General features: G+C 43.8%; 2 protein-coding genes. Both read left to right on the forward strand.

The genetic code is table 11. The features are described 5' to 3' along the window. Window positions 1-135 precede the first annotated feature (135 nt). A complete protein-coding gene (locus LNQ34_RS11595) occupies window positions 136-14,382 on the forward strand; it encodes an HYR domain-containing protein (protein WP_229999821.1) in 14,247 nt (4,748 codons plus the stop codon). Between the two features lie 49 nt (window positions 14,383-14,431). Continuing rightward, complete coding sequence (locus LNQ34_RS11600) at window positions 14,432-15,337, forward strand: PorP/SprF family type IX secretion system membrane protein (RefSeq protein ID WP_229999823.1); 906 nt, start codon at window positions 14,432-14,434, stop codon at window positions 15,335-15,337. Window positions 15,338-15,344: the final 7 nt, after the last annotated feature.

Raw genomic sequence — 15,344 nt, forward strand, 5'->3', positions numbered from 1 at the left:
ATAAAGCTTTTAAAAAGCACTTTTTAAGACTTCAAAAAACCATTCCTGTTTTTTTCTCGTATTTATCCAATGTGCTGAAAACCACTATTGTTTTTTCAGTATCTGGTATTTCTATTTCTAAAAACCCAGTTGTTTATGTGTAACTTTACTTTTATAAAGAATGTTTTTATAACATTTTCTTTTTTATTATTATCTGTAAATACAATTTCTGGGCAATGTCTCCCAGGGCAAATGCCTTCCAGTACTACCACTCATGTATATGCTGCAAGCGTAACGTCAAATACAGGTGTCGCTAATGGAACGAATGCAATAGGAAGTGACGATAATACTGTGGCCACTTTTGACAGTAGTAGTGATGTGCTTGTTCTTGATATGGGCACTACTATTAATAGCGGTACTTCTGTAAAAGTTAATGGAGGCGATGGGGGGAAACTTGATTTACGTGTTAGGGCAGGTACTACTGGTGCATGGACCTCTGTTGGAACCGATTTATCATTAGATTATACTTTTTCATCTCCTATTAATTGGAGATACATAGAGGTCAAAAGAGGGAGTAATTTTAGTGGAAATGTAACGTTGAGTTCTATCGATGCTTCGGTAGTCACTACAACATGCGTTATAGATCCAAATTTTACAGTTGATACAGATGCTGATGGAGTACCGGATTGGAAAGATTTAGATGATGATAATGATGGTATTCTCGATACCGTTGAATGTTTAGGCTGCTCTGTTAAGTTTGCAAATGGAGGATTTGAAGATCCGGTAATTGCGGGTAGTACCTATACTTTGTTAAACCAAACGGCTGTTCCCGGTTGGAATACTACTGCTACTGATGGCCATATCGAAATTTGGAAATCTGGATTTATGGGGGTTCCTGCTGCTGAAGGAAATCAATTTGTAGAACTTAATGCCAATCAGGTTTCTACTCTTTATCAAGAGTTTTGTTTAAATGGAGCCGGAGGTACTGTTACCTGGTCTTTAAAGCACAGAGGAAGGGAAGGCACTGACATTGCAAGTGTTAACATGGGAGAAACTGTAGCAACAGCAACCGAACAAGTTAGAATGTCAGATGGTAATTCGTCGTGGGGATCCTACTCAGGGACGTATACCATCGCACCGGGAAAAACGGTACTTGTAATTGCTTTTAAATCTATTTCATCAAATGGGTCGAGTGGTGCTTCATCTGTAGGAAATTTTCTGGATGATATAAAAATAACGATTAATGAGTCTTGTGCAGATACAGACGGAGATGGTATTCCTAATTCATTAGAAACAGATAGTGATAATGATGGCTGTACTGATGCAAACGAATACTATAATAATACAACTGCAGACGGAGGTGATGGAGGTGCCTATGGTGTCGGAAAGCCGGCAGTTGATCTTAACGGGAAAGTAACTGCAGCATCCTATACCGGTAGTTACACAAATGTTACAAAAGCAACAAAAGTTACTGTAACAACTCCTCCGGCTAATCAAACGGTAGCGATTTGTAAATCAGCAACTTTCTCGGTGGTAGCAAATGCCGCTAATGCTATATCTTATACAAATGGAGTACCAAATTATACAGTTCCGCCAGCTACGGATGTTTCGGGTTCTATAACATATCAATGGCAGGAAAATGGAGTTAACTTAACGAATACCGGGGTATATAGTGGAACCACTACAGCTAATTTAGGAATTTCAAATGTATCCGGATTAAATGGAAAAATATATACTGTAATTGTTAAACATCCGGATAATGTTTGTTTTAGCGCATCGCCTAATGCAACATTAACGGTAGCTCCGTTGCCGGCAGCACCAACTATTGGAACCATAACACAACCAACGTGTACGGTTTCAACCGGAAGTGTTGTCTTAAGCGGATTACCGACTGGAAATTGGACGATTACAAGATCGCCTGGAAATGTAACGACTACAGGAACAGGAGCAAGTACAACTATCACAGGTCTTCCGGCTTCGGGAACCTATACTTTTAGAGTGACCAATGCAGATGGATGTTCTTCAGCAGCTTCATCGAATGTCGTAATTAATGCACAGCCAGTTGCTCCGGTAGCTCCGGTAGCGACTGCTGCAACTGTGATAACTTGTAACAGCTTTACCGCTAATTGGAATGCTGCTGCGGGGGCGACTTCATATGGATTGTCAGTCTCTAACAATAGTAATTTTAGTTCTCATGTCAGCACTAATTTAGATGGCAGGGATTTGGGGAATACTGCTACTTCATACAGCGTTACAGGATTAGCTCCCGGAACTTATTTTTACAGAGTTTGGTCCTACAATAGTTGTACAACAGGTGTTGTTTCTAATGTAATTCAGGTTACTTTAAATCCGGCGGTTTCTATAGCGCCATTCTCACCCACAACATCTAGTCGTTGTCAGGGAGCCGGAACAGTAACAAGAACGACTACAGCTACTAATGCAACAGGAATCACATATAGCCTCGATGCAGGAAGTCTTGCAGGAGGAAATACAATAGATGCGGTAACCGGAACAGTTACTTATGCAGCAACATGGTCGGGCACAACTACAATCACTGCAAGTGCAGCAGGCTGTAATGGCCCTGTAACCACCACTCATGTAGTTACGGTGAATGCGTTTGCAGGCACTGCCAATAATACCACTCCAACTACTGCTATTTGCGAAACGGCTACCAAAACCTTAACTGCTACACCTGCGGGAGGTACCTGGAGCATTGTTTCAGGAGGCGGAAGTATTACAGGATCGGTTTACACCCCAGCTGATGTTACAGCAGATACAGCGGTAACGATAAGATACACGGTTGCTTCTAACGGAAGTTGTGCTGCTAGCAGTTCAGATGTTACCTTCACGGTGAATGCGTTTGCAGGCACCGCTAATAATACCACTCCAACTACAGCCATTTGTGAGACTGCTACCAAAACCTTAACTGCTACACCGGCAGGAGGTACCTGGAGCATTGTTTCAGGAGGCGGAAGCATCACTGGTTCAGTTTATACACCAGCTGATGTTACAGCAGATACAGCGGTAACGATAAGATACACGGTTGCTTCTAACGGAAGTTGTGCCGCTAGCAGTTCAGATGTTACCTTCACGGTGAATGCGTTTGCAGGTACCGCCAATAATACCACTCCAACGACCGCTATTTGCGAAACGGCTACCAAAACCTTAACTGCTACACCAGCAGGAGGTACGTGGAGTATTGTTTCAGGAGGCGGAAGCATCACCGGTTCAGTTTATACGCCAGCTGATGTTACAGCAGATACAGCGGTAACGATAAGATACACGGTTGCCTCCAACGGAAGTTGTGCCGCTAGCAGTTCAGATGTAACCTTCACGGTGAATGCATTTGCAGGTACAGCGACCAATACCACTCCAACTACTGCTATTTGCGAAACGGCTACCAAAACCTTAACTGCTACACCTGCAGGAGGTACCTGGAGCATTGTTTCAGGAGGCGGAAGCATCACCGGTTCAGTTTATACTCCGGCAGATGTGAGCACAAACACAAATGTAACGATAAGATACACTGTGGCATCCAACGGAAGTTGTGCTGCTAGCAGTTCAGATGTTACCTTCACGGTGAATGCGTTTGCCGGCACCGCCAATAATACCACTCCAACGACCGCTATTTGTGAAACGGCTACCAAAACCTTAACTGCTACACCGGCAGGAGGTACCTGGAGCATTGTTTCAGGAGGCGGAAGTATCACAGGATCGGTTTATACGCCAGCTGATGTTACTGCGGATACAGCGGTAACGATAAGATACACGGTTGCTTCTAACGGAAGTTGTGCTGCTAGCAGTTCAGATGTTACCTTCACGGTGAATGCATTTGCAGGCACCGCCAATAATACCACTCCAACTACCGCTATTTGTGAAACGGCTACCAAAACCTTAACTGCTACACCTGCAGGAGGTATCTGGAGCATTATTTCAGGAGGCGGAAGCATCACCGGTTCAGTTTATACTCCGGCTGATGTTACAGCAAATACAGCGGTAACGATAAGATACACGGTTGCTTCTAACGGAAGTTGTGCTGCTAGCAGTTCAGATGTTACCTTCACGGTGAATGCTTTTGCAGGCACCGCCAATAATACCACTCCAACTACTGCTATTTGTGAGACTGCTACCAAAACCTTAACTGCTACACCGGCAGGAGGTACCTGGAGCATTGTTTCAGGAGGCGGAAGTATCACAGGATCGGTTTATACCCCAGCTGATGTTACAGCAGATACAGCGGTAACGATAAGATACACGGTTGCTTCTAACGGAAGTTGTGCTGCTAGCAGTTCAGATGTTACCTTCACGGTGAATGCTTTTGCAGGCACCGCCAATAATACCACTCCAACTACTGCTATTTGTGAGACCGCTACCAAAACCTTAACTGCTACACCGGCAGGAGGTACCTGGAGCATTGTTTCAGGAGGCGGAAGCATCACAGGATCGGTTTATACTCCAGCTGATGTTACAGCAGATACAGCGGTAACGATAAGATACACAGTTGCTTCTAACGGAAGTTGTGCTGCTAGCAGTTCAGATGTTACCTTCACGGTAAATGCTTTTGCAGGCACTGCCAATAATACCACTCCAACTACTGCTATTTGTGAGACTGCTACCAAAACCTTAACTGCTACACCGGCAGGAGGTACCTGGAGCATTGTTTCAGGAGGCGGAAGCATCACAGGATCGGTTTATACGCCAGCTGATGTTACAGCAGATACAGCGGTAACGATAAGATACACGGTTGCTTCTAACGGAAGTTGTGCTGCTAGCAGTTCAGATGTTACCTTCACGGTGAATGCTTTTGCAGGTACAGCGACTAATACCACTCCAACTACTGCTATTTGTGAAACTGCAACCAAAACCTTAACTGCTACACCAGCAGGAGGTACCTGGAGCATTGTTTCAGGAGGCGGAAGTATCACTGGTTCAGTTTATACCCCGGCAGATGTTACAGCAGATACAGCGGTAACGATAAGATACACGGTTGCTTCTAACGGAAGTTGTGCTGCTACAAGTTCAGATGTAACCTTCACGGTGAATGCGTTTGCAGGCACTGCCAATAATACCACTCCAACTACTGCTATTTGCGAAACGGCTACCAAAACCTTAACTGCTACACCTGCGGGAGGTACGTGGAGCATTGTTTCAGGAGGCGGAAGCATCACCGGTTCAGTTTATACTCCGGCTGATGTTACAGCAGATACAGCGGTAACGATAAGATACACGGTTGCTTCTAACGGAAGTTGTGCTGCTAGCAGTTCAGATGTTACCTTCACGGTTAATGCTTTTGCAGGCACTGCCAATAATACCACTCCAACGACCGCTATTTGTGAGACTGCTACCAAAACCTTAACTGCTACACCTGCAGGAGGTACGTGGAGCATTGTTTCAGGAGGCGGAAGCATCACAGGATCGGTTTACACCCCAGCTGATGTTACAGCAGATACAGCGGTAACGATAAGATACACAGTTGCTTCTAACGGAAGTTGTGCTGCTAGCAGTTCAGATGTTACCTTCACGGTTAATGCTTTTGCAGGCACTGCCAATAATACCACTCCAACTACTGCTATTTGTGAGACTGCTACCAAAACCTTAACCGCTACACCGGCAGGAGGTACGTGGAGCATTGTTTCAGGAGGCGGAAGCATCACAGGATCGGTTTATACGCCAGCTGATGTTACAGCAGATACAGCGGTAACGATAAGATACACGGTTGCTTCTAACGGAAGTTGTGCTGCTAGCAGTTCAGATGTTACCTTCACGGTGAATGCTTTTGCAGGTACAGCGACTAATACCACTCCAACTACAGCCATTTGTGAAACTGCAACTAAAACCTTAACTGCTACACCAGCAGGAGGTACCTGGAGCATTGTTTCAGGAGGCGGAAGCATCACAGGATCGGTTTACACGCCAGCTAATGTTACAGCAGATACAGCGGTAACGATAAGATACACAGTTGCTTCTAACGGAAGTTGTGCTGCTAGCAGTTCAGATGTTACCTTCACGGTTAATGCTTTTGCAGGCACTGCCAATAATACCACTCCAACTACTGCTATTTGTGAGACTGCTACCAAAACCTTAACCGCTACACCGGCAGGAGGTACGTGGAGCATTGTTTCAGGAGGCGGAAGCATCACAGGATCGGTTTATACGCCAGCTGATGTTACAGCAGATACAGCGGTAACGATAAGATACACGGTTGCTTCTAACGGAAGTTGTGCTGCTAGCAGTTCAGATGTTACCTTCACGGTAAGTCCATTACCAACTGCAAGCATAACAGGTGCTTTAACAGCTTGTTTAACTACAACATTATCAGCTGTTACAGACGCAAGTTCAGCTACGTTTGTTTGGTATAAGGATAATACAGTAATTTCTGGTCAGACCAATCAAACATTAACGGTCACTCAAGACGGTGATTATAAAGTAAAAGTAATAAACACTTTGACTGGCTGTGAACAAACTTCAGCAGTATCAACTGTAAAAGTAAGTGATACTCAAAAACCAACGAAACCAGTTTTAGCAGATATAACGGGAGAATGTAATGCTACAGTTATAGCACCTACCACAACAGACAATTGTTCTGGAACTATTACTGGAACGACTACAGATCCGCTAATATATAATACTCAGGGAACACATAGTATTACTTGGAGTTTTGATGATGGGAATGGTAATATCGAAACAGCGATACAAAAGGTCATTTTAAAAGATTTAACTCAGCCAACCATCACTTGTCCTTCAAATGTTACTGCTGTGGCTGATACTAATTCATGCGCTGCAACAGGCGTTGTTTTAGGAACTCCAGTAACTTCAGACAATTGCTCAGGAACAGTAACGGTAACTAACGACGCACCATCAAGCTTCCCAATCGGAATCACTACGGTAACCTGGACCGCTACTGATGCTGCCGGAAATACGCAGACGTGTACGCAAACCGTAACCGTAAACGATACGCAGAAACCAACCATCACTTGTCCTTCAAATGTAACTGCTGTGGCTGATACTAATTCATGTGCTGCAACAGGAGTTGTTTTAGGCACTCCAACGACAAGCGATAATTGCTCAGGAACAGTAACGGTAACTAACGACGCGCCATCAAGCTTCCCAATCGGAACCACTACGGTAACCTGGACCGCTACTGATGCTGCCGGAAATACGCAGACTTGTACGCAAACCGTAACAGTTAGCGATACGCAGAAACCAACCATCACTTGTCCTTCAAATGTTACTGCTGTGGCTGATACTAATTCATGCGCTGCAACAGGCGTTGTTTTAGGAACTCCAGTAACTTCAGACAATTGCTCAGGAACAGTAACAGTAACAGTAACAAACGATGCGCCATCAAGCTTCCCAATCGGAACCACTACGGTAACCTGGACCGCTACTGATGCTGCCGGAAATACGCAGACTTGTACGCAAACCGTAACAGTTAGCGATACGCAGAAACCAACCATCACTTGTCCTTCAAATGTTACTGCTGTAGCTGATGTCAATTCATGTACAGCAACCGGAGTTGTTTTAGGCACTCCAACGACAAGCGATAATTGCTCAGGAACAGTAACGGTAACTAACGACGCACCATCAAGCTTCCCAATCGGAACCACTACGGTAACCTGGACGGCTACTGATGCTGCAGGTAACACTCAGACGTGTACGCAAACCGTAACCGTAAACGATACGCAGAAACCAACCATCACTTGTCCTTCAAATGTTACTGCTGTAGCTGATGTTAATTCATGCGCTGCAACAGGCGTTGTTTTAGGAACTCCAGTAACTTCAGACAATTGCTCAGGAACAGTAACGGTAACTAACGACGCGCCATCAAGCTTCCCAATTGGAATCACTACGGTAACCTGGACCGCTACTGATGCTGCCGGAAATACGCAGACTTGTACGCAAACTGTAACCGTAAACGATACGCAGAAACCAACCATCACTTGTCCTTCGAATGTAACTGCTGTAGCCGATGTCAATTCATGCGCTGCAACCGGAGTTGTTTTAGGCACTCCAACGACAAGTGATAACTGCTCAGGAACAATAACGGTAACTAACGACGCACCATCAAGCTTCCCAATCGGAATCACTACGGTAATCTGGACCGCTACTGATGCTGCCGGAAATACGCAGACGTGTACGCAAACCGTAACCGTAAACGATACGCAGAAACCAACAATTACTTGTCCTTCAAATGTAACTGCTGTGGCTGATACTAATTCATGCGCTGCAACCGGAGTTGTTTTAGGAACTCCAGTAACTTCAGACAATTGCTCAGGAACAGTAACGGTAACTAACGATGCGCCATCAAGCTTCCCAATCGGAATCACTACGGTAACCTGGACCGCTACTGATGCTGCCGGAAATACTCAGACGTGTACGCAAACGGTGAAAGTAATAGGACCAATCAAAGCTATCGAAGATCGTGTAACATCCTTTAATGGAGTTCTGGGTGGAATCGCAGTTCCAAGTGTTCTGGATAATGACTCTTTGAACTGTAAAAATGTAGTTAGCAATGAAGTTATAATTACTTCGACTACAACTTTACCTTCAAATTTAAATTTTGACACTAATACAGGAGCCGTTACAGTTCAGCCAAATACGCCAACTGGAACTTACACTTTTGATTATCAAATTTGTGAGGTTGCAAATCCAATAGCAAACTGTGCAACAGCTACAGTTACTATTATTGTGCAAAACCCAATCGTAGCCAACGTTGACAACAGCTACCCAGTTCAAACACCGGGTACAACAACGGCTACTACAATTGGAAACGTAACAGCAAACGATACCTTAAACGGACAGCCGGTAACCGCAGCCAATACCAATGTAACTCCAATCAAAACAGGTCCATTGAGCATTGACGCCAATGGAGTATTGACCTTAGATCCAAACACAGTATCGGGCACGTACCAAATTACTTATGAAATCTGTGAAGAAGGAGCAACCCCTGCCAACTGTGCAACAGCTACTGCTACTGTTGAAGTTAAAAACCCAATCGTAGCCAACGTTGACAACAGCTACCCAGTTCAAACACCGGGTACAACAACGGCCACTACAATTGGAAACGTAACAGCAAACGATACCTTAAACGGACAGCCGGTAACCGCAGCCAATACCAATGTAACCCCAATTAAAACAGGTCCATTGAGCATTGACGCCAACGGAGTATTGACCTTAGATCCAAATACCGTATCGGGCACGTACCAAATCACTTATGAAATCTGTGAAGAAGGAGCAACCCCTGCCAACTGTGCTACAGCTACTGCTACTGTTGAAGTTAAAAACCCAATCGTAGCCAACGTTGACAACAGCTACCCAGTTCAAACACCGGGTACAACAACGGCCACTACAATTGGAAACGTAACAGCAAACGACACCTTAAACGGACAGCCAGTAACCGCAGCCAATACCAATGTAACCCCAATCAAAACAGGACCATTGAGCATTGACGCCAACGGAGTATTGACCTTAGATCCAAATACCGTAACAGGAACCTACCAAATCACTTATGAAATCTGTGAAGAAGGAGCAACCCCTGCCAACTGTGCTACAGCTACTGCGACTGTTGAAGTTAAAAACCCAATCGTAGCCAACGTTGACAATACCTACCCAGTACAAACACCGGGTACAACAACAGCAACCACAGTTGGAAACGTAACAATCAACGATACCCTAAACGGACAGCCGGTAACCGCAGCCAATACCAATGTAACTCCAATCAAAACAGGTCCATTGAGCATTGGCGCCAACGGAGTATTGACCTTAGATCCAAATACCGTATCGGGCACGTACCAAATCACATACGAAATCTGTGAAGAAGGAGCAACCCCTGCCAACTGTGCTACAGCTACGGCAACTGTTGAAGTTAAAAACCCAATCGTAGCCAACGTTGACAACAGCTACCCAGTTCAAACACCGGGTACAACAACGGCTACTACAATTGGAAACGTAACAATCAACGATACCTTAAACGGCCAGCCGGTAACCGCAGCCAATACCAATGTAACCCCAATCAAAACAGGACCATTGAGCATTGACGCCAACGGAGTATTGACCTTAGATCCAAACACTGTAACAGGAACCTACCAAATCACTTATGAAATCTGTGAAGAAGGAGCAACCCCTGCCAACTGTGCTACAGCTACTGCGACTGTTGAAGTTAAAAACCCAATCGTAGCCAACGTTGACAACAGTTACCCAGTTCAAACACCGGGTACAACAACGGCCACTACAATTGGAAACGTAACAATCAACGATACCCTAAACGGACAGCCGGTAACCGCAGCCAATACCAATGTAACCCCAATCAAAACAGGTCCATTGAGCATTGACGCCAACGGAGTATTGACCTTAGATCCAAACACCGTAACAGGAACTTACCAAATTACATACGAAATCTGTGAAGAAGGAGCAACCCCTGCCAACTGTGCAAGTACTACTGCAACTGTTGAAGTTAAAAAACCAATCGTAGCCAACGTTGACAACAGCTACCCAGTTCAAACACCGGGTACAACAACGGCTACTACAATTGGAAACGTAACAGCAAACGATACCTTAAACGGACAGCCGGTAACCGCAGCCAATACCAATGTAACCCCAATCAAAACAGGTCCATTGAGCATTGATGCCAACGGAGTATTGACCTTAGATCCAAATACCGTAACAGGAACTTACCAAATCACTTATGAAATCTGTGAAGAAGGAGCAACCCCTGCCAACTGTGCTACAGCTACTGCTACTGTTGAAGTTAAAAACCCAATCGTAGCCAGCGTTGACAACAGCTACCCAGTTCAAACACCGGGTACAACAACGGCCACTACAGTTGGAAACGTAACAGCAAACGATACCTTAAACGGCCAGCCAGTAACCGCAGCCAATACCAATGTAACCCCAATTAAAACAGGACCATTGAGCATTGACGCCAACGGAGTATTGACTTTAGATCCAAACACTGTAACAGGAACCTACCAAATCACTTATGAAATCTGTGAAGAAGGAGCAACCCCTGCCAACTGTGCTACAGCTACAGCTACCGTTGAAGTTAAAAACCCAATCGTAGCCAACGTTGACAACAGTTACCCAGTTCAAACACCGGGTACAACAACGGCCACTACAATTGGAAACGTAACAGCAAACGACACCCTAAACGGCCAGCCGGTAACCGCAGCCAATACCAATGTAACCCCAATTAAAACAGGTCCATTGAGCATTGACGCCAACGGAGTATTGACCTTAGATCCAAATACCGTATCGGGCACGTACCAAATCACTTATGAAATCTGTGAAGAAGGAGCAACCCCTGCCAACTGTGCTACCGCTACGGCCACCGTTGAAGTTAAAAACCCAATCGTAGCCAACGTTGACAATACCTACCCAGTTCAAACACCGGGTACAACAACGGCCACTACAATTGGAAACGTAACAGCAAACGATACCTTAAACGGCCAGCCAGTAACCGCAGCCAATACCAATGTAACCCCAATCAAAACAGGTCCATTGAGCATTGACGCCAACGGAGTATTGACCCTAGATCCAAACACTGCAACAGGAACTTACCAAATCACTTATGAAATCTGTGAAGAAGGAGCAACCCCTGCCAACTGTGCAACAGCTACTGCTACCGTTGAAGTTAAAAACTCAATCGTAGCCAACGTTGACAACAGCTACCCAGTTCAAACACCAGGTACAGCAACGGCAACTACAATTGGAAACGTAACAATCAACGATACCTTAAACGGCCAGCCGGTAACCGTAGCCAATACCAATGTAACCCCAATCAAAACAGGACCATTGAGCATTGACGCCAACGGAGTATTGACTCTAGATCCAAACACTGTAACAGGAACTTACCAAATCACCTATGAAATCTGTGAAGAAGGAGCAACCCCTGCCAACTGTGCTACAGCTACAGCTACTGTTGAAGTTAAAAACCCAATCGTAGCCAACGTTGACAATACCTACCCAGTACAAACACCGGGTACAACAACAGCAACCACAGTTGGAAACGTAACAATCAACGATACCCTAAACGGACAGCCGGTAACCGCAGCCAATACCAATGTAACTCCAATCAAAACAGGTCCATTGAGCATTGGCGCCAACGGAGTATTGACCTTAGATCCAAATACCGTATCGGGCACGTACCAAATCACATACGAAATCTGTGAAGAAGGAGCAACCCCTGCCAACTGTGCTACAGCTACGGCAACTGTTGAAGTTAAAAAACCAATCGTAGCCAACGTTGACAACAGCTACCCAGTTCAAACACCGGGTACAACAACGGCTACTACAATTGGAAACGTAACAATCAACGATACCTTAAACGGCCAGCCGGTAACCGTAGCCAATACCAATGTAACCCCAATTAAAACAGGTCCATTGAGCATTGACGCCAACGGAGTATTGACTCTAGATCCAAACACTGTAACAGGAACTTACCAAATCACCTATGAAATCTGTGAAGAAGGAGCAACCCCTGCCAACTGTGCTACAGCTACAGCTACCGTTGAAGTTAAAAACCCAATCGTAGCCAACGTTGACAACAGTTACCCAGTACAAACACCAGGTACAACAACAGCAACCACAATTGGAAACGTAACAGCAAACGATACCTTAAACGGACAGCCGGTAACCGCAGCCAATACCAATGTAACCCCAATCAAAACAGGACCATTGAGCATTGACGCCAACGGAGTATTGACCTTAGATCCAAACACTGTAACAGGAACGTACCAAATCACATATGAAATCTGTGAAGAAGGAGCAACCCCTGCCAACTGTGCAAGTGCTACAACCACCGTTGAAGTTGGAAAAGCAATTATTAATGCAGTGACAGAAGAGACCCTTTCGATAAACGGAAGTATTGGCGGAACTACAGCTTCATTAATAACGAATGATACTTTGAATGGAAATCCGGCAGTAATCAAAAATAGTGTTGGAGGAGTAATCTTAAAAGCAATAAATGTTCCAACAGGATTGACTTTAAATGCGGACGGAACGGTAACGGTAAAAGCCGGAACACCGATAGGAAGATACGAAGTTGAATACAGTATTTGTGAATATCTGAATCCTACGAATTGTTCTACTGTAAAAAGTTATGTTCCGGTAACAGGAGCGGTTATAAAAGCGAATAATGATAATGCCGGAACTGTTGACAGTAGTAAAGGACAAAGTTCTCCAACAAGTATTTTCCAGAATGATACTTTAAACGGAGTATTACTGACTCCTTCAAGCGTTATCTTAACGACGATTGTGCCAAATCCGAATTTAACTTTAAAATCTGATGGTAGAATTGAAGTAAAATCGGGAACGCCTTCTGGAACTTATGAATTAACGTATCAAATATGTGAAGCTTTAAATCCGTCTAATTGCAGTCAGGCAGTGGCGAAGATTACGGTAATCAATGTAATAGACCCGGATCCGCCAGTACCTTTAGTGAAAATTGTAGTTACAAATGATGGAATTGTAAATGTAGACGGTATAAATGGTTCTCTTGAATTCATAAATATTTTCAACAATGATTTACTGAAAGGTTTACCAATTAATCCTTCGGAAGTTATATTTACCGATCTGTCAAAAAGCCCTTATTTTGAGTTTAATTCAGACGGAACCGTAAATGTGAAACCAAACACACCGGGTGGAACTTATGCCTTAAACTACCAGCTTTGTGAAAAGGCCCATCCAACCAATTGTGGTACTGCGACATTAACTGTTTTTGTTGAAGTTCCTGCTATTGCAGTAATTAAAACAGCAGTATTTAATGACGAAAACGGAAGCGGATTTGCCAATGCAGGCGAAACCATTACGTACAGATTTAAAGTTACCAATACCGGAAACGTTCCATTAAAAGGAATCACCATTTCAGATCCATTACCGGGAGTTGTCGTTTCAGGACAGGCAATTGATTTAGGTGTCAACGAATCTGACGAATATAACTTTAAAGCCATTTATAAAATCACGCAAAGTGATATCAATAAAGGAAGTGTAAGCAATCAGGCAAGTGTTCAGGGACGAAGCAATAAAGGAGTTGTTGTAGATGATATTTCAGATGATGAAAGTATTCTGGAAGATAAACCTACGGTATTGCCTTTAGCCGGTTGTGTTATAAAAGTCTTTAATGCGTTTTCACCAAATGGAGATGACAAAAATAGCAGATTCTATATTCAGGGCTTAGAATGTTATCCAAGCAATACAGTTGAAATATACAATCGTTGGGGAGTTCTGGTTTTCGAAAAAGATAACTACAATAACGAAGATCGTGTTTTTAAAGGTTTCTCAGAAGGACGTACTACTATAAAACAATCCGAAGGATTACCGGTAGGAACTTACTTCTACATCTTAAAATACAAAGACAACGAATCTAATTCGCATGAACAATCGGGTTATTTATATATCAACAAGTAAAAACTACGGCGGCCTGGTAATCCCGGGTCGCTTATTAAAAGCCATTCAAATGAAAAAGATAATTGTAATGTTCCTGTTTTTTACAGTGGTGTGTTCGGCGCAACAAGATGCACAATACACACAATACATGTATAACACCATGGCAATAAATCCGGCTTATGCGGGTTCCCGTGGTGCGCTAAGTGTTTTCGGATTGTACCGTACACAATGGGTCGGACTGGACGGAGCACCCGAAACCAGCACCTTCGCTATAAATACCCCCTTAAACAACAGTAACTTAGGATTGGGAGTTTCTTTGGTAAACGATAAAATTGGTCCAACCAACGAGAACACTTTATCAGCCGATTTGTCGTATAGTGTTCCAACCTCAGAAACCTTTAAACTTTCCTTTGGAATAAAAGCCACAGCAAATCTTTTTAATCTGGATATCAATAAATTGAATCCTGAAAATCAGGGAGACCCGCAGTTTCAGAATTTAAACAATCGAATCACACCCAATATTGGAGCCGGGGTTTATTGGCATTCTGACAAAGCATATTTGGGATTGTCAATTCCGAATTTTATCGAAACCAATCGATTCAATGATGATGATACCGCTATTTTTAAGGATAAAATCAACTATTATTTAATGGCAGGTTACGTTTTTGATCTGGATTATTACCTCAAATTCAAACCGGCATTGTTGACCAAGATGGTTCAGGGAGCCCCTTTACAGGTTGATGTTTCGGGGAATTTTATGTTCAATGATAAATTTGTAATCGGACTGGCTTATCGTTGGAGCGCGTCGGTTAGCGCAATGGCAGGTTTTCAGATTACAGATGGTTTATATGTGGGGTATGGTTACGATCATGAAACTACTAATTTAAGAAGATACAATTCGGGGTCACATGAAGTCTTCCTGCGTTTTGAGTTTCTTAATAATTACAATAGAATTACCTCACCAAGATTCTTCTAAAAAAGCC

It is taken from the genome of Flavobacterium lipolyticum (genome assembly GCF_020905335.1).
Classification (GTDB): Bacteria; Bacteroidota; Bacteroidia; order Flavobacteriales; family Flavobacteriaceae; genus Flavobacterium; species Flavobacterium lipolyticum.

Bases quoted from the DNA above. Each gene is read 5' to 3' on its own strand.
- LNQ34_RS11595 (WP_229999821.1), top strand. From the start codon at position 136: ATGTGTAACTTTACTTTTATAAAGAATGTTTTTATAACATTTTCTTTT.
- LNQ34_RS11600 (WP_229999823.1), top strand. From the start codon at position 14,432: ATGAAAAAGATAATTGTAATGTTCCTGTTTTTTACAGTGGTGTGTTCG.